The 22,520-nt window shown below is 61.7% G+C and carries 17 protein-coding genes; 8 read left to right on the forward strand and 9 right to left on the reverse strand.

Features of this window, described 5'->3' with window-relative positions; all coding sequences use genetic code 11:
- Positions 1 to 359: 359 nt before the first annotated feature.
- From IEW19_RS14595 to dnaA, 5 genes are all read right to left on the reverse strand, one after another.
- Entirely contained in the window at positions 360 to 914 is a 555-nt protein-coding gene (locus IEW19_RS14595) for a DciA family protein (RefSeq protein ID WP_188572339.1), read from the reverse strand.
- Positions 904 to 2,109 carry a DNA replication/repair protein RecF gene (gene recF / locus IEW19_RS14600; RefSeq protein WP_188572340.1) on the reverse strand — a complete coding sequence of 402 codons (1,206 nt, stop codon included), beginning with the start codon at positions 2,107 to 2,109 and terminating at the stop codon, positions 904 to 906. The genes IEW19_RS14595 and recF overlap by 11 nt, the downstream gene beginning before the upstream one ends.
- Before the next feature lie 45 nt (positions 2,110 to 2,154).
- Entirely contained in the window at positions 2,155 to 3,039 is an 885-nt protein-coding gene (gnd, locus tag IEW19_RS14605; RefSeq protein ID WP_188572378.1) for a phosphogluconate dehydrogenase (NAD(+)-dependent, decarboxylating), read from the reverse strand.
- A gap of 149 nt (positions 3,040 to 3,188) precedes the next feature.
- Positions 3,189 to 4,313, reverse strand: coding sequence for a DNA polymerase III subunit beta (gene dnaN / locus IEW19_RS14610; RefSeq protein ID WP_188572341.1), 1,125 nt, complete (start codon positions 4,311 to 4,313; stop codon positions 3,189 to 3,191).
- Between the two features lie 537 nt (positions 4,314 to 4,850).
- A complete protein-coding gene (gene dnaA, locus IEW19_RS14615; protein WP_141158803.1) occupies positions 4,851 to 6,272 on the reverse strand; it encodes a chromosomal replication initiator protein DnaA in 1,422 nt (473 codons plus the stop codon).
- Positions 6,273 to 6,742: 470 nt separating this feature from the next.
- Here dnaA and rpmH point away from each other — a divergent pair, with 470 nt between their 5' ends.
- The 8 genes from rpmH to IEW19_RS14655 all read left to right on the forward strand — a co-directional run bounded on the left by rpmH (position 6,743) and on the right by IEW19_RS14655 (position 12,469).
- The gene (gene rpmH / locus IEW19_RS14620) at positions 6,743 to 6,880 is read left to right on the forward strand and encodes a 50S ribosomal protein L34 (protein WP_003800212.1); all 138 of its coding nucleotides are present in this window, start codon (positions 6,743 to 6,745) and stop codon (positions 6,878 to 6,880) included.
- 40 nt (positions 6,881 to 6,920) lie between these two features.
- Positions 6,921 to 7,331 (forward strand): ribonuclease P protein component, encoded by a 411-nt coding sequence (rnpA, locus tag IEW19_RS14625; protein WP_188572342.1) that lies wholly within the window; start codon positions 6,921 to 6,923, stop codon positions 7,329 to 7,331.
- Positions 7,324 to 7,716 (forward strand): membrane protein insertion efficiency factor YidD, encoded by a 393-nt coding sequence (yidD, locus tag IEW19_RS14630; protein WP_188572343.1) that lies wholly within the window; start codon positions 7,324 to 7,326, stop codon positions 7,714 to 7,716. The genes rnpA and yidD overlap by 8 nt, the downstream gene beginning before the upstream one ends.
- A 15-nt stretch (positions 7,717 to 7,731) precedes the next feature.
- The gene (gene yidC / locus IEW19_RS14635; protein WP_188572344.1) at positions 7,732 to 8,697 is read left to right on the forward strand and encodes a membrane protein insertase YidC; all 966 of its coding nucleotides are present in this window, start codon (positions 7,732 to 7,734) and stop codon (positions 8,695 to 8,697) included.
- Positions 8,697 to 9,260, forward strand: coding sequence for a Jag family protein (locus IEW19_RS14640; protein WP_188572345.1), 564 nt, complete (start codon positions 8,697 to 8,699; stop codon positions 9,258 to 9,260). Before yidC ends, IEW19_RS14640 begins: the two co-directional genes overlap by 1 nt.
- A gap of 21 nt (positions 9,261 to 9,281) precedes the next feature.
- The gene (gene rsmG, locus IEW19_RS14645) at positions 9,282 to 9,932 is read left to right on the forward strand and encodes a 16S rRNA (guanine(527)-N(7))-methyltransferase RsmG (RefSeq protein ID WP_188572379.1); all 651 of its coding nucleotides are present in this window, start codon (positions 9,282 to 9,284) and stop codon (positions 9,930 to 9,932) included.
- A gap of 89 nt (positions 9,933 to 10,021) precedes the next feature.
- Complete coding sequence (locus IEW19_RS14650; protein ID WP_229748489.1) at positions 10,022 to 11,104, forward strand: ParA family protein; 1,083 nt, start codon at positions 10,022 to 10,024, stop codon at positions 11,102 to 11,104.
- Between the two features lie 66 nt (positions 11,105 to 11,170).
- Complete coding sequence (locus IEW19_RS14655) at positions 11,171 to 12,469, forward strand: ParB/RepB/Spo0J family partition protein (RefSeq protein ID WP_188572346.1); 1,299 nt, start codon at positions 11,171 to 11,173, stop codon at positions 12,467 to 12,469.
- Between the two features lie 4,509 nt (positions 12,470 to 16,978).
- Here IEW19_RS14655 and trxA read toward each other — a convergent pair.
- The 4 genes from trxA to murJ all read right to left on the reverse strand — a co-directional run bounded on the left by trxA (position 16,979) and on the right by murJ (position 22,505).
- Complete coding sequence (gene trxA, locus IEW19_RS14660) at positions 16,979 to 17,305, reverse strand: thioredoxin (RefSeq protein ID WP_188572347.1); 327 nt, start codon at positions 17,303 to 17,305, stop codon at positions 16,979 to 16,981.
- A 36-nt stretch (positions 17,306 to 17,341) separates the two neighbouring features.
- Positions 17,342 to 18,298 (reverse strand): thioredoxin-disulfide reductase, encoded by a 957-nt coding sequence (gene trxB, locus IEW19_RS14665; RefSeq protein WP_188572348.1) that lies wholly within the window; start codon positions 18,296 to 18,298, stop codon positions 17,342 to 17,344.
- Positions 18,299 to 18,575: 277 nt separating this feature from the next.
- On the reverse strand, positions 18,576 to 20,207 hold the full coding sequence (locus IEW19_RS14670; protein WP_188572349.1) for an ABC transporter substrate-binding protein: 1,632 nt from the start codon (positions 20,205 to 20,207) through the stop codon (positions 18,576 to 18,578).
- A 165-nt stretch (positions 20,208 to 20,372) separates the two neighbouring features.
- Positions 20,373 to 22,505, reverse strand: coding sequence for a murein biosynthesis integral membrane protein MurJ (gene murJ, locus IEW19_RS14675; RefSeq protein WP_188572350.1), 2,133 nt, complete (start codon positions 22,503 to 22,505; stop codon positions 20,373 to 20,375).
- Positions 22,506 to 22,520: the final 15 nt, after the last annotated feature.

Below are 22,520 nucleotides of genomic sequence, written 5' to 3' on the forward strand. Positions count from 1 at the left end.
TTCTCGATGATGGCCGGCGGGCTTCTCTTCACAGGGAAAAGGCACCCGCCAACAGGCACAAACTTATGGCGCCGGTGGCTTGCTGACGGTGATGATCCATGCCCTGCACGCAGGCAGCGCGCGGAGAATGGACTGAAGTCAACGTTTCATCCGCGCCCAGTTATCTGCGTCAATTCTACCGTGAACAAGGGCATATCCCCGCATTCTAAGGGCCTTCGGCACTGGTGAATATGGCCATGCGAGGCTCTTGGCCCCGCCTTGGGCGGCCCAGCGGTGCACCCTCCGGGTTCCTATACAGGCCTGGTTCCCTACAGCGCCCTGTACGGCCTTGCGCGCAGTTTCAAGACCTGCGGTTGCGGCTATCCGTAAGTGTCCCGTGGACCGCGGCCGTTGACACTGCGTCCACCCTTGCGCCAGCTTGGTGCCGAGGGTCCCAGCACCTGGATGCTGGTCACCACGCCATCGCCCAGTTCCCGGCGGAATTTCTCCAGCAGGCTAGTGCTCAAAAGCCTGAGCTGGGTTGCCCAGGCAGTGGAATCGCACCGCACGTGCAGGGTGGTGGCGGTGAAGCTTTCGGGTATGCAGTGCGCGGAGATTTCGGGTCCCACCAACGTGGCCCACTCCGCCATGACAGAGCCGACAGCCACTGGCGACGTCCAGCCCCGTTCTGCCACAAGCCGTCCTACAACCTTCCCAAGGCCGAGCGGATCGCGGCCGGTGGAGTGGAACTGGCTGAAGCCGCGGGTGTCACGGATACTGCCTTTGGCCTTCTGCGAACCGGGCCGTGCCGCTTTCCGGCGGACTTCACCGCGGGCGGCCGCGGCTTCCCGCATCCTGTTCAGCGCGGCCTGCGGGGCATCGATGTCGTCAGGCTCACGGCCGGGCTGCAGGCCGCCGCCCTGGTCACTGCTCATCGATACCTCCCGGGATGACCTTCACCCGCCGCCCGGACAGCTCGTCCGGAATGTCGGCGTCGACGGCGGCGGTCACCAGGACCTGTTCCGCGCCGGCGACTATTGCCGCCAGTTTACGCCGCCGCTGGACGTCCAGTTCGGCAAAGACGTCGTCAAGGATGAGGATGGGAGCAGAACCACCGGTCCGGGCATCGTCCAGCATCACGTAGTACGAGGCCAGCCGAAGGGACAAACACATGGACCACGTTTCCCCGTGCGAGGCATATCCCTTGGCAGGCGCCTGGCCGAGCGTCAGCTCCAGTTCGTCACGGTGCGGGCCAACAAGGGAAATGCCCCGTTCCAGTTCCTTTTTCCGGGATTCCGCGAACGCCTGGATATACCGTTCCATGAGTTGCTCGACGGAAAGCAGCCGCAGGTCATCCTGCGCGGCTGAAGAACCTCCGCCCGGGGCTTGCTGCACACTTCCGGCTGGAACGCCGTCGTCGTCCATCTGGTTCTGGAGCGTAGAACGGTAGGTGGCGTCAGCGTGCTTGGACGCGTCCGTGAGCTCGGCGTAGGCCCGGGAAAGGTGCGGGCGGAGCCGTTCCACCAGCTCCAGCCGGGCGTGCAGCAATTCCGCTCCGGCACGGGCCATGTGCTGGTCCCACACGTCCAGGGTGGATTCATGCGCTGCCGTGAACTTGCCGGCACGCGCCGACTTGAGCAGGGCGTTGCGCTGTTTCAGGACACGGTCGTAATCGCTCCGGGTGGCTGCGTGGCGCGGGATAAGGCTGGCCAGCAGCTCGTCCAGGAAGCGGCGGCGGTTGGACGGATCACCCTTGACCAAAGCCAGGTCCTCCGGCGCGAAAAGGACGGTCTGGCAAATGCCGAGGATGTCGCGGGCACGCACCGGATTGCTGCGGTTGATGCGGCCGCGGTTGGCGCGACTGGCGTTGATTTCCAGCTCAAGGACCGTTGTCTGGCTGCCGCGGACCAGGCGGGCGCGCACCAGTGCCCGCTCCGTACCGAACCTCAGCAGGGGCGCATCGGAACTGACACGGTGCGAACTAAGCGTGGCCAGGTAACCGATGGCCTCCATCAGGTTGGTCTTGCCGATTCCGTTGTACCCCACCAGGACGGTGACGCCCGGGCCCAAGGCGAGGTCAACCTGGGCGTAACTGCGGAAGTCGGTCAGTGAAAGGTGTTCCAGATACACGCGGTTTTCGGCAATTCTGGGAACATTGTTGGTTCCCGGTGGGTGCTATTTGGCGGGACGGGTTGCGTGGCCGCCGAATTGGTTGCGCAGCGCGGAAACCATCTTCATGGCAGGCGAGGTGTCTTCGCGGGATGCGAACCTGGCAAACAGCGCGGCGGTGATGGCTGGAGCGGGAACCGCGTTGGCGATAGCTTCCTCCACCGTCCAGCGGCCTTCGCCGGAATCCTCCACGTAATCGTCAATCGAGGCCAGGCCCGGGTCCTCGTCCAAGGCCTTGACCATGAGGTCCAGCAGCCACGAGCGGACCACCGTCCCCTTCTGCCACGCCCGGAAGGTGCCGGGCAGGTCGGTGACGATGTCCTTGGCGGCGAGCAGTTCATAGCCCTCGGCATACGCCTGCATCAATCCGTATTCGATTCCGTTGTGGACCATCTTGGCGTAGTGGCCGGCACCGATTCCGCCCACGTGGACAAAACTGTCCGCCCTCTCACCCTCCGGACGCAGCGCATCGAAAATTGGCAAAGCGCGCTCAATGTCCGCGGCGTCGCCACCGGCCATCAGTCCGTAACCGTTCTGGAGTCCCCAAACTCCGCCCGAGACGCCGCAGTCGGCGAAGCGGATCCCCTTGGCGGCGAACAGTTCGCCGTGCCTCTGGTCTTCGGTGAATCGGGAGTTGCCGCCGTCGATGACAAGGTCGCCCGGCTGCAGCTTTTCGCTGAGTTCGGTAACCACGGCATCGGTGATGGCTCCGGACGGGACCATTACCCAGATGATTCTCGGCGCAGGAACCGCGGCGATCAGATCATCGACGCTGGCGGCATCAGTGACGTCAGGGTTCCGGTCGTAGCCCGTGACCTCCACGCTTCCCTTGCGCAGGCGCTCACGCATGTTGAATCCCATTTTGCCGAGGCCAATCAGTCCAATGTGCATTGTGGAACTCATTTCTGCGCTAGTGGGTGGCGGTGGTTGGGAGGGGGTCGCTCTTCTGGGGTAGTCCCGCGCCGTGAGGGCGGCGGTGGGTGGGGCCCCATCGGCGAGGGGCCCGGCCTGAGCTTGCGAAGGCTGGGAGCCGATGGGGACTAGTTGGGAAGTCGGACCGGCATCACCAGGTAGCGGTAGTCATCCTGGTCTTCGCCGTCGGCATCTGCTTGGGCTGTGATCATGGCCGGCTTGGGTGCCGCGGTGAACGAGAACCGGACGAACTTTGTCTCTATGACGCTGAGCCCCTCGATCAGGTAATGCGGATTGAAGGCAACAGTGATGTCGTCACCGGACAGCTGCGCTTCAAGCTCTTCGGACGCCTGTGCGTCCTCTCCGGTACCGGCGTCCAGGTTTAGCAGTCCAGCAGTGAAAGCAAGCCGGACCGGGGTGTTGCGCTCGGCCACGAGCGAGACCCGGCGCACGGCTTCAACCAGTTCCTGGGTCTGGACCGTGGCATGGATGGGGGTGGACTCGGGGAACAGCGACCGGATCTTGGGGTAGTCGCCGTCCACCAGGAGTGACGTGGTGGTGCGCCCGCCGCTTTCGAACCCGATAAGCCGGCTGTCGTCGTCGGACAGGGCCAGGTTGATGTCCCCACTGTTGCCGAGCGTTTTAGCTACCTCATTGAGGGTTTTGGCCTTGACCAGGGCGCTGGTGGAAATGCCGGGAGTGACCGGCTTCCACGGCACTTCACGCATGGCGAGCCGGTAACGGTCGGTGGCCAGCAGCGTGATCAGGTCGTCTTCGATCTCCATTCGCACGCCGGTGAGGATGGGGAGGGTGTCGTCCTTGCTGGCCGCGATGATGACCTGCGAAACGGCCTGGGCGAAGGCATCGCCCGGAACGGTTCCGCTGATGGCCGGCAGGGCTGGCAGTGGGGGATATTCGGCTTCCGGCATGGTGGCCAGGTGGAAGCTGCTTCGGCGGCAGGTAAGCGTGACTTTGTTGCCGTCGGTTTCGACGTCCACCGGCGCCGAAGGCAGGCTGCGGCAGATGTCGGCAAGCAGTCGTCCGGAAACCAGGATGGTGCCTTCGTCCCTGATGTCGGCCGTGATTTCAAGTCGTGCCGAGGTCTCGTAGTCAAAGCTGGAAAGGCTGACGGTTCCTGCTTCAGCCTTCAAAAGCAGGCCGGAGAGGACGGGCACTGGCGGCCGCGGAGACAACGACCGGGCTGTCCAGGTGACGGCTTCTGCCAGGACGTCCCGATCGACTCTGAACTTCACGGAAGGGTGCCGCCTTTCATTGCTGATGCCATGTAAACCCGGGAATTTCGCAGGAAACTCCGGAAGAAGTTGGGCGTGCCCTTCGATGGTGCATGGTCCGTGGAGATTGAAACCACACGAAAACCCAGGGATGGGAGCGCTGCTGACAGCTTAGCCGGAAGATCCGGGATTAACCCATCCCCCGGAGTCCGGCCCGGACCTCCAGGGGCCGGCAGGCCCTGTCTCCGAATGTGCGGACCGTTCTTGTTGTTTGAGGGATTTCGATTTTTTGGGATTAGTAGTGTTAATAACTGCTGTGGAAACTGTGGATAACCCGGTCCAGCCGCATGGTTCCGCGCTTAAGCCCTGTTCACGGACTGTGCGTTAAGCAGGTTTTAAACAGGGTGTGGATGGGGACAACACGAAACCCTGTTTTTAACGATCCACAGACGGCTTAAGGGTTTTAAGCCCATTAACCGCCCTTGTCCCCTTAACTATCCACAGGCTTATCCACATGCCTCTGTTAATAAGGTATGGAGTGCCCGGTGCGGTGTGGATTCAGGAGTCGCGCTGTTGCTGCTTGATCCGGTTGGTCAGCTCCGTCACCTGGTTGTAGATCACACGGCGCTCGGCCATCAGCTCGCGGATCTTCCGGTCGGCGTGGATGACAGTGGTGTGGTCGCGGCCACCGAGCTCCTGCCCGATCTTGGGAAGTGACATGTCAGTGAGCTCCCGGCAGAGGTACATCGCGATCTGCCGTGCTGTCACCAACGTCCGGGTCCGGGATTTGCTGCACAGCTCTTCCATGCTGAGTTTGAAGTAGTCAGCCGTCTGCTGAAGGATCTGGGCGGACGTGATCTCTTGGGCGCCGTCATCGGTAATGAGGTCCTTCAGGACCATTTCGGCAAGGGCCACGTCCACCGGCTGGCGGTTCAGGCTGGCGAAGGCCGTGACCCTGATCAGTGCGCCTTCGAGTTCACGGATGTTGCTGGAGATTTTGGAAGCGATGTACTCGAGGGCATCGTCCGGCGCCGACAGGCCCTCACTTAGTGCCTTTTTGCGGAGGATGGCGATGCGGGTCTCAAGTTCGGGCGGCTGGATGTCCGTCAGCAGGCCCCACTCGAAACGGGACTTCATGCGGTCCTCGAACCCCGCCAGCAGCTTGGGCGGCTGGTCCGAGGTGATGACCACCTGCTTGTTGTTGTTGTGCAGGGCATTGAAGGTGTGGAAGAACTCCTCTAGCGTACGGTCCTTGCCGGCCAGGAACTGGATGTCATCGATCAGCAGGACGTCTACGTTGCGGTAGGTCGTCTTGAAGCTTGTGCCCTCGTCGTCGCGGATCGAGTTGATGAAGTCGTTGGTGAATTCTTCGGAATTCACGTAGCGGACGCGGATCCCGCTGTACAGCCGCCGGGCGTAGTGGCCGATTGCGTGCAAGAGATGCGTCTTGCCGAGGCCGGAGTCACCGTAGATGAAGAGCGGGTTGTATGCCTTGGCGGGCGCCTCGGCGACGGCAACGGCGGCGGCGTGGGCAAAACGGTTCGAGGAACCAATCACGAAGGTATCGAAGACGTACTTCGGGTTTAGTCGGCCGAACTCGTGCGACGTGCTGGGCAGCATGGGCTGCGGCTTCTGCTCGATCACCTGGTCCGGCGCGAAAGCAGGTTCGACGGCGGGTTCGGGCTCTTCGTGGATGGGAACCAGGTCGGTGTCCACGTCGATGGCGCAGCGGATGTCTTCGGAGAAGACGTTGTGCAGTGCGTCGTCGAGGGCTTCCTTGACCTGGGTCTGGAGCACTTCACGGGTGAGTTCGTTGGGAACTGCTACGAGGAGGGTGGAACCGATGAGTCCCTGCGCCTGGGCGAGGATGACAAACCCCCGCTGGCGAGGTGATACGCGGTGGTCCTGTTCCAGCAGGCTGACAACCCGACGCCAGGAACTTCCGACAGTATTGGCGTGGTTTGCTTCGTCTACTGTCATCAATCGGTTCCCTCAAAACTTGCTATGCCTGCATTGCCTGCAGCCCAAGTCCGGAACCAGGGTGCTGGCCCAGCGTAATCCACAGGGTTATGCACAGTCCGTGGATAATCGGCTACTGGGACACTCTAGGGGATGAAAAGCCTAGAAGATAGCTGGCTATCCGGCTGTGGATAATTACACGGGTGTGGTTCCAAATGCACCGTTGTGAGCCACTTCATCCACAGGCTGTTGGGGATACTTAGGCACAGCTGGGGACAGCCGGGGCAGGCCGTTCCGGTTTGACTCCGGGCTCTCATTTGCCCTAATGTTGTGAAGTCCTTTGTGCCCGCTTTTTGGCCCCAACTGAACCCTCCAAAGCGCAATGCGCCTGGACAGCCGGGGGAAGCGTGCATATACAAAACTTAGCGTCGGCCAGTTCTTCCCCATTACTGATCGGGTGGGCGCACCTTTGATCCACTGGAGTAACTAACGTGAGCAAGCGGACTTTTCAGCCGAATAACCGCCGTCGAGCCAAGAAGCACGGCTTCCGCCTTCGTATGCGTACCCGTGCGGGCCGCGCCATCCTGGCAGCCCGGCGTGGCAAGGGCCGCACCGAACTGTCGGCCTAAATAACTGGCTTATCGGTAGACATCCCTTTGCGAGTTTAAGGTGCTGGCCGCCCGCAACCGCTTGAGGACCTCAACCGATTTTTCAACAACTGTACGTTCCGGTGTCCGCAATGGACGCCGGAACGTAGTGTTATATGCGGCAGCCATTGCTGCCGACGAACCCAGCCGGATCGGGTTCATTGTTTCCAAAAGTGTAGGGAACGCGGTGGTCAGAAACCTCGTTAAGAGGAGACTGAGAGAAGCAGGTGCTGCCTCGTTGCGCGAGCACGGCACAGGACTCGCTATCGTGGTGCGGGCGCTTCCGGCGTCTGCCTCCGCCAGCTGGGACCAGCTGCTGTCGGACTACAACGCTGCACTGGAATCTACGCTTAACCGGCTGGCTGGCCGCCCTTCCCGGGCTGCCGCCAAAGGTTCGGCCGGTACAACACAGGAGGGGACAACGCGTGCCTAACGCCACTGCCGTCGTCGCCCGTTTCCGCATCGTGACCGTCGCCGTCGGAAAATTCCTCTGGAACCTGCCCCGGAACATCCTCATTCTCCTGCTGATGGCCTACCGCAAGGTGGTTTCTCCCTTGTACGGGCCGGTCTGCAGATTCTTTCCTTCATGCTCGGCCTATGCCCTCGAAGCGGTTACCGTCCATGGCGCCGTCAAGGGAAGCTGGCTCGCAGTGCGGCGCCTTGGCCACTGCCACCCATGGAACGCCGGCGGAGTGGATCACGTCCCCGCCGGCGGCCGGGAATGGCCCGCAGGCCGGACCCCCACAATTGTTGTGCTGAACAATCCGGACAGGTACCTGGTTGCTCAGACTGATGAAGAAGGCCGCAGTGCGGCCTGACGAATAGGGATAAGTATGGACATCTTTGGGACAATAATCGCCCCGTTTAAGTGGCTGGTTTCGTTCATCATGGTGGCGTTCCACGATGGACTGAGCGCCATTGGCATGCCCGCCGCGAACGGCTGGACCTGGACCTTGGCCATTATCGGGCTGGTGCTGGTGATCCGCGCCGCCCTGATCCCGGTATTCGTCAAGCAGATCAAGGCGCAGCGTGGCATGCAGCTGCTCCAGCCCGACCTGAAGAAGCTGCAGGAAAAGTATAAGGGCAAGACCGACCAGCTGTCCCGCCAAGCCATGGCCCAGGAACAGATGGCCATGTACAAGAAGCACGGGACCAATCCGTTCTCGGCCTGCCTGCCCATGCTGATCCAGATGCCCTTCTTCTTCGCACTGTTCCAGGTCCTGTCGGGGATTTCACAGGCCAAGGACCAGGGCGCCGGTATCGGGGCGATGAGCCACGAGCAGGTAGTGGAATTCGACGCTTCGAGCATCTTTGGTGCCCCGCTGTCCGCAGCCCTGCTGCACGGCGGTGCCGACAACGTCGCCGTGGTAGTGCTCTCAATCGTGATGATCCTGGCCATGACGGCATCGCAGTTCATCACCCAGAAGCAGATCATGGCCAAGAACATGTCTGAAGAAGCCATGGCCAGCCCGTTCATGCGCCAGCAGAAGATGATGCTGTACATCCTGCCCATCGTCTTCGGTGTGGGTGGCATCAACTTCCCCATCGGTGTCCTGATCTACTGGACCACCACCAACCTTTGGACCATGGGCCAGCAGTTCTTCGTCATCCGCCGCATGCCGACGCCGGGATCCCCCGCGGCCAAGGCACTCGCCGAACGCCGTGCCGCCAAGGGGCTGCCGGCGCTGTCCGTCCTCAGCGGAAAACGGGATGAAGCGGCCGACGCCGCCGCGGCGGCCGCAGTCGAGACCAAGGGACAGCGCGTTCAGCCCCAGCGCAAGAACAGGAAGAAGAAGTAATGTCAGCCGAGAGCACCGAGCACGCCCTGTCTGAAGAGATCGAAGATCAGGACGAATCCTTGGACCAGGATGCTTCCGCTCCCAAGGTTTCCGCCGCCACCCGCCTCGAGGAAGAGGGGGACGTCGCCGCAGATTACCTTGAGGAACTGCTGGACATCGCCGACATTGATGGCGACATCGACATTGAGGTCCGCAACGGCAGGACCTACATCTCCATCGTTGCCGAGGACGAAGCCGAAGGGCTGGAAGGCCTGGTTGGCGAAGACGGCGAGGTCCTTGAAGCCCTCCAGGAGCTCACCCGGCTGGCAGTGCTGTCCGCCACGGAGAACCGCTCCCGGCTGGTCCTGGACATCAACGGGTACCGGCAGGAACGCACCGGGCATCTGCAGAAGATCGCCGAAGATGCCGCTGCCGCCGTGAAGGAAACAGGCAAGTCAGTGGCCCTCGAACCGATGAGCGCCTACGAACGGAAGATCGTGCACGACGCCGTGGCCGATCTGGGACTGGTCAGCGAGTCCGAAGGCGAAGGCGCCGGACGCCACATTGTTGTTTCCTCAGACTAGAGAATGCTGAACCCGATAACCATGGTTGACATCACGGCAGCAGAACTTCACGCTGCTGAGAAGATCTTCGGCGACCGGCTGGAGCTCGCCAAGCGCTACGTGGAGCACCTTGCCACGTCCGGGACCGAGCGCGGCCTGATCGGTCCGCGCGAGGTGCCCAGGCTGTGGAGCCGGCACGTGCTCAACTGTGCGGTCATCGAAAGCGTGATTGCCCACGGAAGCCATGTTGCCGACGTCGGAAGCGGCGCGGGACTGCCCGGCCTCTGCCTTGCCATCGCGCGTCCCGACCTTGAGTTGACCCTCATCGAGCCGCTCGAGCGCAGGGTGATCTGGCTCCAGGAAGTGGTCGATGACCTCGGCTTGGACAACGTCACTGTCATGCGCACCCGGGCAGAGCTGGCTGTGGGCAACGTGGAGGCTGACGTGGTGACTGCCCGCGCTGTATCGGCGCTAACCAACCTTGCCGGCCTCACCATCCCGCTTCTCGGCGGACACGGTGAAGTAGTGGCCATCAAGGGCCGCAGCGCTGGTGAGGAAATCGACAAGGCAGCCAAGACCATCCGCAAGCTGGGTGGCGAGGATACCTCCGTGCTGACCGTGGGTGACAATCTCCTGGAGGAGCCCACCACGGTGGTTCGCATCGTGGTGAACAAGTCCCAAAAGAAGTCCTAATGCGGGCCCGCCGACGGCTGTCAGCAGGCCGGAGCGGTTAGGCTAGACAACGGCAGCAAAATTGGCTGAACGAGAGTGAGTGTGCCCCAGTGACCAGTAGTGAAGCCTCCGCACAACGGATCCCGCCGTTTGTGTCCTTGGGGTCGGCACGTTCTGTCGCTGGGTCCGGACTGGCCGGCCTCGGGATGGCTCGCGGCCAAGGTGGCAGTCATCCTAAAACGGTTGTCTCGCCGGCTTCCAGTGGTTCAGTTTCACGTGAAACAACCTCTGGGGGTCGTTCGAACGTGATTGACGCCATCGATGACTCGAGTCCTATCGCGCGCGAGCTTGCCCATGAGAACAAGCGCCGTGAGCGCCTGATGGGACGCCAACTCCCACGCCCCGAGAAGACCCGTATCTTCACCGTTTCCAACCAAAAGGGCGGGGTGGGCAAGACCACCACCACCGTGAACATCGCTGCCGCCCTTGCAGCTGCCGGACTGAATGTCCTGGTCATCGATATCGATCCGCAGGGAAATGCTTCCACCGCGCTGGGTATTGAACACCATGCAGATGTGGACAGCATCTACGACGTACTGATCAATGATGTCGCGCTGGCTGATGTCGTTGCCCCATGTCCGGACATCGGGAAGCTCATCTGCGCGCCGGCAACGATCCACCTTGCCGGCGCTGAGATTGAGCTGGTGTCTCTCGTTGCACGGGAGCAGCGGTTGCGGCGTGCCATCGATGTCTACGCGACGACGCGCGAGAAGAACGGCGAGGAACGCCTGGACTACGTCTTCATCGACTGCCCGCCCAGCCTGGGCCTGCTGACTGTCAATGCTTTCTGTGCGGCCAGTGAGGTACTGATCCCCATCCAGTGCGAGTACTACGCGCTGGAAGGCCTCAGCCAGCTCCTGAAAAACATCGAGATGATCCAGAAGCACCTAAATGCGGATCTTGTTGTTTCCACCATCCTCCTCACGATGTATGACGGCCGTACCAACCTCGCTGCGCAGGTTGCCGCGGAGGTGCGTCAGCACTTCCCTGAACAGGTGCTTTCCGCCGTCGTTCCGCGGTCCGTGCGGATCTCCGAAGCTCCCAGCTACCAGCAGACGGTCATGACATACGACCCCTCGTCGAGCGGTGCGCTGTCCTACCTGGAAGCCGCTGCCGAAATAGCGGAACGTTAGAATCTTTCAATACCGCAACGCACGGAGCCAGGCTGGTCCTGGCTCTACCACTGGAGGGATTTACCCATGAGCGAGAAGCGACGGGGCCTAGGCCGCGGTCTTGGCGCGCTGATTCCAAGTTCCGCCGCAGCCAATGGGGCTGGCAACGGTGGGGCGGTATCCCGGCCTGTGGACTTGTTCTTCCCCGAGGGCCGGAAGAAGGCCGAACCGTTGGAGGAGCCTGCGGCGTCAGCTGCCGACAAGGTGCAGGACAAGTCGACCCCAGCCGTTGCACCCCGCGCGTCGTCAGCTAAAGCAGGATCCGCGAAGTCGGCTGCGGACGAGGGCAGCGATGACAAAGAGGATGCTCCGGCAACTGCTGAAGCGCCTGCGAAAAAGGCTCCCGCGCGTGAGACTCGCGCCGCCGCTTCAAAGACCGTTTCCAAGCCCGCAGCAGACGCAGATCCGGCCGCGGCCGGGACCGCGGCCGGGACCTCCGACCGTATGGCCGCTTCCGCGCCCGTCGAAGTGGCCCGGCCCGAGGACAACGGTGTTGAGCTGGTTGAGGTACCTGGCGCCCGGTTCGCTGAGATCTCCGTTGGGGACATCCATCCGAACCGGAAGCAGCCCCGAAATGTCTTCGATGAAGACGACATGGCCGAACTGGTCCACTCCGTCCGCGAAATCGGTGTCCTGCAGCCAATTGTGGTGCGGACATCAACCGAGGGCGGTAGCGAACCGTATGAGCTTGTTATGGGTGAGCGCCGGTGGCGTGCCGTGCAGGCCGCAGGGCTCGAAACCATCCCTGCCATCATTCGCGACACCACCGACGATGACCTTCTGCGGGATGCGCTCCTTGAGAACCTCCACCGCAGCCAGCTGAACCCGCTGGAAGAGGCTGCCGCCTACCAGCAGCTTCTCGAGGACTTCGGTACCACCCATGAGCAGCTGGCGGACCGGATCGGGCGTTCCCGGCCCCAGGTGTCGAACACCCTCCGCTTGTTGAAGCTGCCCCCGCTGGTGCAGCGTCGTGTGGCCGCCGGCGTACTGTCCGCTGGGCATGCCAGGGCGCTTCTCTCACTTCCGGACGCCGCCGCAATGGAGCGCCTTGCACAGAGGATTGTCGCTGAGGGGATGTCGGTCCGTGCAACTGAAGAGGCGGTCACCCTGTACCAGGACCCCTCCACACCCGCCAAAAACAACGTTCCACGACCCGGTGCACGCCATGAGCGCCTTGACTACCTGGCATCTTCGCTCTCCGACCGCCTGGATACCAACGTCAAGATCTCGCTCGGGGTGAGGAAAGGCAAGGTAAGCATTGAATTTGCCAGCGTTGAGGATTTGAACCGAATCATGGACGTCCTGGCTCCCGATTCAACAAACTAATCCGCCAGTAAAAGGCCCGATTCTGTATTAAATCGGGCCTTTTGCTTTTCCTCCAGTAGGAAAGGCTGCCCGCAATTCTTATGCAACTTCAGGAACACTGGGACAGCTCACGTGGTGCGCGTCATGACATCTTTCTCTGACTGCGGTAGGGTGCTTTGGCTTCGGATTTTCTTTCTGCGGTCTTTCGCCGCGTGGATAACGTGATAGCTAAACCGCTCCCAGCTGTGAGGTGGTGACATAAACAGTGGGGTGCCAGCCGGTAAGACATCTCCTAGCCACTGATTTCGGTTCGTGTCCCCCCGCCTATGGTCATACACTTCGTCGGGTGCGGGCACTGACTCGTGATCGGACGCTCCCCTTGGTGCCCTTACCCGAAGGCAGCTCGCCTCAGCTTCTGTGAGTATACGGGTTCGTACGGTCCCTAGCTTGTTCTTTAGGCTCGTCGGGCCAGCGCTTCTGTGCGTTTCACGTGAAACTATCCGCATTCCGGTAATGTGATCATCGATCTTAAGAACGCTGCTGCGGCCACTGTATGCGCTTTCGGACTGCGACTTAACAAACATGGAGGAGAGGGTCAGACGTCCGAGTTCCCCCGCGATCCAAGGTCTTCGAGGCAATCCAGCCAACCGGGGCATTACCGCATCCTTCGTGGCAGCTTTATGGCTGGTCACCAATGTGGGCAGGGCGCCTACTATCTACACCAGCCGTACGCGCCAAACCGCAAACCCCTCTTTGGTGAGGTGGCTTGCCGCATCCTTGGTGATTCTGCATCCTCGTCTGATGGATCGTCATTCGTGACTTGATTCCTTGCGCGCAGGTGGTCCAGCGACGAACAACGGTTATCAGCCATCAGAGCGGCAGTTAGCAGCGAAACGAACGGTGTTCTTAACGCGAAGGATGGTTTTTGGCGGGCCAGGGACATAAGATCGATCGCCAGCTCCCCCGCGCAGCGCAGGATGCCGGACTGATCGTTACTGCAAATCCATAGTGCTTGCGTCGCTATCCCTGTGCATTTTTGTGGGTCTATGTATGACGATGACCCAGTCGCGCCAGGACTTCAGGATGGTGGCCTTAGTTGAAGGTAGAGCACGTTCTTTCTGCCGGCGCTGGGGAAAGTGCTTGAGTGCTGAACCATCAGCCTGCTTCATGTGGGAGCTCGGACTCCGGTGGAATATGATGGTTTCACGTGAAACCCATGATGCGTACGTCTAGAACTACTGGTGCACCGAGACTGCCATGCATCACTCCACCTCGATTCTGAGTTCGGAGGGGTCCAGCGCGACCCACCGATTATCAGGCCCCCATCGCAAAAGATTGGCCCCTTCGAAGAGCCACACTTCCTAGACACGCCATGCACGCCGCTGCGCCCATGTTTCACGTGAAACACCAAGCTCGAGGGCTTCCCGGCAACCAGCCCGAGGAACTGAGCGGTAACGGGCTCCTGGGGAGCCTGACCTCCAACCCGCGTCGAAACACCGTGGGACCAACGAGGCGACGACCATTGCTCCCGCTCCCGATAGTGAATGCAACTCCCAATAGCCAGCCGCGCGTCAACTGTCAGGGCATTGGGAAATGCATCCGAGGAGCCCAGCTCTGTGATGTACACCCGGCCGCATCACAGCATTGACGACCTGCGTAGAAGCCTCCCGGCGGCGCAGCGCTAGTGAACCGTGAACGGTGCCACGAGGTACTTGGCTGGCTGCCTTTGGCATCGCCGATGGACGTCGCGATGCGCGTCAATGCGGTTCCTATGAACCGCGCCTGTGCCGCCAAGTCAGAAGCTGCCCACAGGCGCACCTGAAGTGACGGGCCAGGTGAGGCGTAGGTGGAGCACGGCTTTTCAACAAAAGATGCGGAGAATCAGCTTCGGCTCGCCAGTGGGCAACTGTTCCGTCATCCGCCCAGAAGCGAGCTGCCACCGACTGTTTGTTTCCCGAGGTGGAGTCGGGGTAACTGGACGTATGTTGGCGTTAGCCAGGCAGACGCGGCGGTCGGAGTCGCCGCACCTGTCCTGCACTCACAGTGGTTAGTCTCGGTGTGTTCCTCGACAGTAAAAACCGCGCAGCGATTTCGGCCCTCTAGTCGTATCTGCATCGAGTTCATAGCATCGATCTCTGTGACTGAGGGATCACCGTAGTGCCTGTCTGGCTGGCTCTGCAGTCGTGGTGAGGTGGGGATATTCTTGTGTATAACTCCGTGGATAACCGCTGCATCGCGCCGACCACCAGGGCTTGTATTGCTGGGGATCCCCGGAATATGTAGCGGCATTCCCGGACCAAGCATCCGGCACTGCGCATCGGTCGCCGGACCTCGTTTCACGTGAAACGTAGTGAGAGGACCAGATTGCAGGAAATACGGTCCCACGCGGCTTAGTATCAGCCGAAAACAGGCACAGTACATGTGTCCTACGCGTGCGTGAAGAGGACTGCAGCAGTCGCAAGGCGGAAACCTGCGCTCAGTCTATTCTTATGTGGTGGCCTACTAGCTAGAGATGCCCGTCCGCAACCAACGATACCTGGCATTGCCGCTGTGGATAACTGTGTGGACAAAGTCCGGACAAGGTTGTGGATAACGTTGTGGACAAATCGCGGTACGGCGGTCGCTGCTTCATCGTTCAGCTCCTCCCGTTCCGCCTATCGTGTCGAGAGCGAGTTGTGCTCGCTGGTGCAGGTCGCATCTGGCTATAGCACGCGTTGGTGTGTTTCACGGATATGTAGCGCGAAGTTTGTGTATGTGACGACGCGGGTGGATTCGCGTCCGCGGTGCCGTCATGGAGATGAGGTCGCCGCCACCGTACGGACAGGATGAAGCAGCCAGTGGTCGGGTGTTTTTGGTCCAGCGGTCCTGTTTTTCGTGCCCGTGTTCGTGGCCGCGGCCGGTCGCCAGGGCTGCGGCCCTTGCTCCTCAAGCATACTGGGCCTAGAACGCCATCCCTGGTCCTGCGCGAATCAGCTCCTGGGTCATGGGGCTTGCGCTGGCGTAGGTTCTCGGTAATGCTGTCGCGGGTAGGCATAGTGGCAGAGAGGCACCCGAAGAGCCGCCTTGAGGGCTCCGCAGGCGAGGTGCGGCGGAGTGGCTACGCCAACAACAACAGGGACAGGCTACCCGCATCTACAGATCCACGGCCATTCACGCGCACCTTGGTCCGCCGGTGGCATTCCACGGGGCCAGCCTGGCCAGCCGGTGTTTCACGTGAAACACGCGTCGGTTGGTGGGGCACACCTTGCCACTCGCCCAACTAGCTACGATCCTTTGTCGGCGCCGTCATGAACCGCCGAGGAGTCGAGCGCTGACTACAGTCCGACAGCGTATGTGTCCCTGCGTGTTGTCTTACTGTCGCCCCGTCTACTTCCAGTCCTGCCTGGGCTTTAGGAGCGAAATGCGGCCACTTCTGGACCTGGCGGGCGGAGAGTCGTAGGCCGGTTAGCTCGTCCAACATTGGCGCAGCTATGCGCCGGGCCTAATGCAGCTCGGGCGTTCGTTCCCGTCCCCTTAAGTATCTGGGACATCACGGTTGTCCTAGCCGTGGGCTGGGAGGTCCACCGACCGGGCCATCGCCAGGTGGTGAGGTGGCGGGCACGGCGCATTGCTGGATCGCCAATCACCGCTCACGCGCAGAGGAGTGGGCGTGCAAAGGCGTCTTGCCGAGAGACCTCTGGTCGGGACCACTGATTCTTTGCATAATGCCTAGATATGGATAGGTACCTGGGTGGAAGTGGAGCTGTTTGTCTACTTTTGTCCGAGGCCGGATTTGCATGGATTGTTGGTGGCGCGCGAATCCTGTGTCTCAGAACGTTGATCGGCGCGTGAGTTCGGGGATCGCAGGGAACCACACATCCAGTGGTATGCAAGAAGTTGTTGGATCGCATAACTCCATGTCAGCCCTGCGGCTGAGTCATCGGTGCGAAGGCCTGGCGTTCCCATGCACGAGAAATCATCAAGCCAGCCTGATGCAGGACTCAATGCTTCGCCATGCAGGCATGTGCCCGTGTTTCACGTGAAACATGACGCAGTCGGGTTACCCCTGCAGATCGAACACCGCTACTAACTGGAGCTACGGGGGGAGCCTGGACGGTCGGTGCGTCCCGGGGTCCCTCAAGAGAGGCGGAGCTCAGTTCCGGAAGCTCCCAGTGGAAGGCGCCGCGGGAATAATAGTTCTGCTTCTCCACAAGAGACTTGGTCCAAAAGAGATCTGGAATCCCCCTTGGGGTGACCCGAAGGCGCAGCCCACGCGGCACGACCCGCCGCAGCACCCTGCCGTTGGCAAACACTGTGGATGACACAACCGATGCGCCCCTGCGCCCCCTCGCGAGTTTCACGTGAAACACATCGGTGCGGACCCGCAGCGAGCAGAAATAGGTGGCGTGGACACGGGCTGTGCCGAAATAGCATCGCGAGGTAGCAATATCCACACCTGCATCAGGACCATAAAGCAAAAGTGGCCAGCACCATCGGCGCTGGCCACTTTACGTACTGCTCCAACCTATGGTGCCCATAGGCACCCGGAAGTCAGGACAAGACGTCAGAGAATTCCTTCTCAAAGAACTGCTTGGGCTTGGCACCGATGACAGTGCTCTTCACCTCGCCACCCTGGAAAAGGTAGACAGCTGGAATTGAGGTGATGCCGTATTCGGCGGCGATTGCAGGGTTGTCATCAACATTGACCTTGACGACGTTCACCTTTTCGCTGTATTCCACCGAAATCTCGTCGAGGATGGGGCCAAGCTTGCGGCAGGGTCCGCACCATTCGGCCCAAAAATCTACAATTACCGGCTTGTCGGCGGACAATACGTCCGTGCCGAAACTTGCGTCAGTCACATCTTTTGCGTTGCTCATAACCATATCTTTCTCTTCGGATAACAGTGGCGCAGATTAGGCCGGGAGGTCTGCCAAATAGTGTTCGACGTCGATTGCCGCCACACAGCCGGAACCCGACGCGGTGATGGCTTGACGGTAGGTGGGGTCTACAACGTCGCCTGCAGCGAAGACTCCTGGAAGGCTTGTCTTGGAGCTGCGCCCCTGTACCGCAATGGTTCCTTCCGGCGTCAACTCAAGAATGTTTTTGACCAGGTCTGTCCGGGGGTCATTGCCGATGGCAATGAAGACGCCAGTGACAGTAAGCTCTGTCAAAGATTCATCCACTAGGTTCTTCAGCCGGAGGCCGATGACCTTGTCGGTCCCCAGGACGTCGTCCACGGTGCTGTTCCACGTAAAGTTGATCTTCTCGTGGGCCAGAGCGCGGTCTGCCATGATTTTGGAAGCCTTCAGCGAATCACGGCGGTGAACAACTGTTACTGACTTCGCGAACTTGGTGAGGAACAGGGCTTCTTCCATCGCGGAGTCGCCACCGCCAATGACGGCGATGTCCTGGTCTTTGAAAAAGAAACCGTCACAGGTTGCGCACCAACTCACGCCGTGTCCGGACAGACGCTTTTCGTTGGGCAAGCCCAGTTCCCTGTAGGCCGAGCCAGTGGAAAGGATGATGGCCTTCGCCTTGAAGGTCTCCCCCGTGGCGATGGTGACCGTCTTGACGGGCCCCTCCAGCTCCAATGCTGTGACGTCCTCAAACTGGATCTCGGTTCCGAAGCGAGCCGCCTGCTTCTCGAAGTTCTCCATGAGGTCCGGTCCCATGATGCCTTCGGGGAATCCCGGATAATTTTCGACATCCGTGGTGTTCATCAGTTCACCGCCGGCAGTCACGGACCCTGCCAGCAACAAAGGTTTGAGGTTTGCCCGGGCGGTGTAAACGGCTGCCGTATAGCCTGCCGGGCCTGAGCCCACAATGATGACGTCGCGAACGTCCGACGTCGTCTTTTCTTCGATGGTCACTGAACCGTGAACCTCTTCCTTGTTCGACTCGCCTCCTTGTGGAGACCGGCCACATGGCACAACTGTGTCCGTGTGCTGAATATTCCAGCGCCCGGACATGCCGAACCGCCAGGAAAAGACGGAGGACCAGCCGTCGCGGGGCGCTCTTCCCAGAGTACATTCCCGGGGGCGGACGCTAGGATTTCGGCACTAATGTCCGCAGCACCCAAAGCGGCCTGGAGGAACTCTGCTACTACTCCACCCTGCTACTACTTGGCCCTGCTACGACCGGACCCTGCTACTGGACCTTGATTTCAGCAAGTCGGAGACCGTAGCTGTACCGGGTCTTGGGAGCCGCCAGCTTGGGGAGCGAATTGATCGAGACAATCACGTACTGTGCCTGCACGGGCTCCGGGAGCGGCATGTTCAGGTCCGCGGAAGTGAAGCCGTTGGTTCCCACTGCCTTGGCGCCGTCGATGGAAGGCCGGTCATTCGTGTAAACGGTGATGTTGCCGCCCGATCCGCCAAGCTGGGAAAGCGTGATGGAAGAAATGGTTGCTGGGCTCTTCAGCTTCACCACGAGCGGAACACCCTGCGGGGCCAGGCCACCCCAGTTTTCCGAGGCGAATTCCATGTCAGACCAGTAGCTGGCGGCGTTCCCGTCATATGCCTTGACCAAGTCGCCATCGAAGGTGGCGGCAAAGTCGAAATTCCCCTGCCGGCTGATACTTTCAATAGCCGGAGGCACCGCGGGCGGCGCCGGAGGAGCTGCTTTCGTTGCCGGCGCTGAGGCCTGGGGCGGACTGGTGGTTACCGGCGCTGCCGTCGGTTTGGCCTGCGGTGCGGGCGTAAACAGGCTTCCCAGGTTCGTAACGGCAAAGATCAGGCCTGCGATGAGAACTACTGCCAGTAGACCGCCCACCAACCAGCGCATGGACCGGGGCTGTCCCTCGGACTCATCACGGTCATCGTCATAGTCGTCACGATCAGCGAAGGACACACCGGCGGCAGCGGGTGCAGCCGCACGGGCGAAGAGGGCTGCCTTGCTCTTGACCGGACGAGTCTCCTGCTGGGCGGAGTCAGCGTCCTCGTAGTGGCCCTGCTCCCCAGACTGCGCATAGTCATCATCGGACCACCGGGAAACCTTCGGCTTGGTGTCCTCCACCGGCGACTGGGCTTTTGACTGCATGCTGCTTGAAGAAGTTGTATTGTTCGGACCGGTGTCCGCCTCTGTCGAGCCAGCGCGGCCGGACTTGAACGGCGCGCTATTGGCCACAGGCTGCGCGGCGGTGGCATCAGGATCGATCCGGGATGCACCTGACGGGGCCTTGGAGGCGGCGGCAGCACTTGCGGCGCCCGCAGCGGCTCCAGCACCCGCAGCAGCCGGACCCGTGCGGCCCGTTGAAGCGGGCTGCTGGTCAGCGGGACGAACAGAAGGCCTGGGAGGTACCGCTGGAGCTGATCGGTAAGGATCAATCTGGCTGGGGTTTGAGCCGCCGTAATTGATGTACCCGGCCTCGACGTGGTCTTCCTCGTCGTAGGGCTCGGGCTCGTGGGACCGCGGCTGGCCAAAGATTTCACTGCCGAGCGTATCCGTGAAGAACGGTTCCACGTACGGCGGGCTGGGCGCCACCACCAGGTCCAGCAGATCGGCGGCGGAAGTGTGGTTGGTGATGAGGTAGGTGGCATCTTCTGTGACACCGAGGTCCAGGACCTGCACGGTGCCAGGGCGTTCGCCAGTGGCAACTTCGCGGGCGCTCTGCGCAACCTGTTCGGTGTTCTCCGGTCCGGCAACCAGGATGCTGACCGGGCGGTTGAGGACCTGGTCCACACCGTCCAGCACCAGATCGCGGTCGTGCGAGGCCAACACTGTGGCGGTGACCTTGTAGCGGCCGCCAAGTACTGAACCGACATCGATCGGGTTGGACACGTGTTCCTCCTAGACTGTCCGGGATTGCCGGCCTCGATGACGCAACCGCCGTTCAGGTACCGCGCACGGCGGGAACCTTGAATGCAACTACCCCTGTACCTGTTCGATCCTAGCCGATCCGCCCCGGGCGGCCGTGGAGAAGACGGCCGCCAAAGTACACCGGAGTCACTTTCTACGCCTGCGCCGCGTCTTGAAATACGGGTTCTCTCCGGCTTTCCCTTGGTAGGTCCGGCGGCCCGGCAGCGGAATTTGTTCGCTGAGCAGGCCGCCGCGGGCAGTGCCGGGCTGGTCCTCACCCGGCAGGTATGCGCCTTCGGCACCCTGGCCCGTGCCGCCGTCGTACGTGTCCTCACGGCGCGCCCCGCCCTCGGGATCCGGACCCGCACGGAAGGAGACGGCGTCGAATTCCCCGGATATCCGGGGAATCAGGCCCGTGTCCACCGACGTGGTGGCCCGCTCCGGGCGGTGCCCGGAGGATCCGTCAACGGAAGAGGACGACGGCGTGTCCCCGGCTTCCTGAGCAGGGGCCTGGCTGCCGCGGCCAAACCTGCCCAGCAGGGGCCTAAGCATGTCGCTGAGCTCGGAAACCCGGAACAGCCTGAGCAGCAGGAAGTAGACGGCCAACATGACGGGCCCCACGATGACCAGCGTCACCAGCGCCTGAAGGCGTCCGCTCCACGCGAAACCGTCCGGGGTGTAGCTGCCCATGAGCCACAGGGCGGCCGCGCCGGTGATCGCCGAGCCCAAGGCTGCGTACCCCATCCGGATGTAGGAATTGGCGATCCGCGCACCGTCCAGGTGGCCCAGCATGCGCCGCAGGAAGAACGCGCTGATGACCACCGAAAGGATGTTGCCCACCATGTAGAGCACGGCGATGGCGTAGATGATGCGGCCCACCGGGAGGTACTGGATGGCGAATGCACCGGCCACGTACACCACGGCCAGCAGCAGCTGCACATAGAACGGGGTGCGCGCGTCCTCGTTGGCGTAGAACACGCGGGACATCATGAAGTTGGCGCTCATGAACGGGGTGCTGAGGGCCAGGATGGTGAGCGTCTGGGCCAGCATGACGCCGTCCTGGCGCAGGCCGCCGGAGAAGAACATCCCCAGCGGACCGGCCAGGGCAAACAGCGCCAGGGCACCAAACACGGTAGCCACGGCCATGGTCCGCAGCCCGTGCGACAGGGCGTCCCGCAGCTCAGCGCGGTTGCCGTCCTGCGATGCCCGGGTCATGCGGTTGAACAGCACCGTGGCCAGGGACAGCGCGATGATGGAGTGCGGGAGCAGGTACAGCTGGCTGGCAACCTCGAGGACGGCGTTACCGGGAAGGGTGGATGCGGAGGGGTCGCCCGCCTGCTGCAACCGGATGCGTTCCGCGCCGGGAATGGTGGCGATGCGCATGACGTACAGGAAGGCCAGCTGCCCGACGGCGGCAGTCAGGAGCGTCCATACGCTCAGCCTGGCAGCGTGGCCGAGTCCCACGCCCCGCCAGCCGAACCGCGGACGGAGGCCGAGCTTCAGCCGGACGACCGGCACCAGCAGGATGGCTGTCTGGGACAGCACGCCGATGGTGGAGAAACCGGCCACCAGCAGCGTCTGCGTGGCGCCCCAGTTGTCCAGGGTGTGGGGGCTGAACTCGTTGGTGTCGAAGATCCAGATGAACATGCCCAGGCCGGCGATGGCCACCACGTTGTTAAGGATGGGTGCCCACATGGCGGGACCGAAGGCGCCGTTGGCATTCAGGACCTGGGTGAGCAGGGCGTAGAGGCCGTAGAAGAAGATCTGCGGCAGGCACCAGAACGCGAACGTGACCGCCAGGGCCTTCTGCTGCGGCGAATAGCCCTGGGTGGTCAGCTCGATCACGCCCGGTGCCGCCAGGGTAACCAGCGCCGTCAAGCCGAACAGGAGCAGGACTGCCAGCGTCAGCAGCCGGCTGATGTAGTCCGCTCCCCTGTCCGGGGCCTTGCTGGCCTTGATGATCTGCGGGACCAGCACGGCATTGAACACGCCGCCGGCCACCAGGAGGAAGATCAGGTTGGGTAGGTTGTTGGCGTTAATGAATGTGTCATTGACCGTTGAGCCCAGGCCCAGGGCTGTGCCGAGCATCCAGGTCTTGCCGAAGCCCAGGAAACGCGAAACGAGCGTCCCGGCGGCCATGATGGCGCTGGAACGGGTCTCGCTGACGCCGGCAGCTGCGGGCTCGGCAACGTCCGGGGCCGCCGGCTCCGGGGGCACGCCATCGGGTGCCGCGTCATCGGGCCGGGCGGACCGGTCGGAAGGAAAGTTGGTAGCTGACATCGACTTCATCGTCTC

The organism is Arthrobacter liuii, from assembly GCF_014639275.1.
GTDB lineage: Bacteria > Actinomycetota > Actinomycetes > Actinomycetales > Micrococcaceae > Arthrobacter > Arthrobacter liuii.

What these genes read in the sequence shown, in the direction of transcription:
- IEW19_RS14655 (WP_188572346.1), top strand. Translation starts at nt 11,171, where the DNA reads ATGAGCGAGAAGCGACGGGGCCTAGGCCGCGGTCTTGGCGCGCTGATT.
- trxA (WP_188572347.1), bottom strand. Translation starts at nt 17,305, where the DNA reads ATGAGCAACGCAAAAGATGTGACTGACGCAAGTTTCGGCACGGACGTA.
- dnaA (WP_141158803.1), bottom strand. Translation starts at nt 6,272, where the DNA reads ATGACAGTAGACGAAGCAAACCACGCCAATACTGTCGGAAGTTCCTGG.
- gnd (WP_188572378.1), bottom strand. Translation starts at nt 3,039, where the DNA reads ATGCACATTGGACTGATTGGCCTCGGCAAAATGGGATTCAACATGCGT.
- rsmG (WP_188572379.1), top strand. Translation starts at nt 9,282, where the DNA reads ATGGTTGACATCACGGCAGCAGAACTTCACGCTGCTGAGAAGATCTTC.
- yidC (WP_188572344.1), top strand. Translation starts at nt 7,732, where the DNA reads ATGGACATCTTTGGGACAATAATCGCCCCGTTTAAGTGGCTGGTTTCG.
- IEW19_RS14595 (WP_188572339.1), bottom strand. Translation starts at nt 914, where the DNA reads ATGAGCAGTGACCAGGGCGGCGGCCTGCAGCCCGGCCGTGAGCCTGAC.
- IEW19_RS14640 (WP_188572345.1), top strand. Translation starts at nt 8,697, where the DNA reads ATGTCAGCCGAGAGCACCGAGCACGCCCTGTCTGAAGAGATCGAAGAT.
- murJ (WP_188572350.1), bottom strand. Translation starts at nt 22,505, where the DNA reads ATGTCAGCTACCAACTTTCCTTCCGACCGGTCCGCCCGGCCCGATGAC.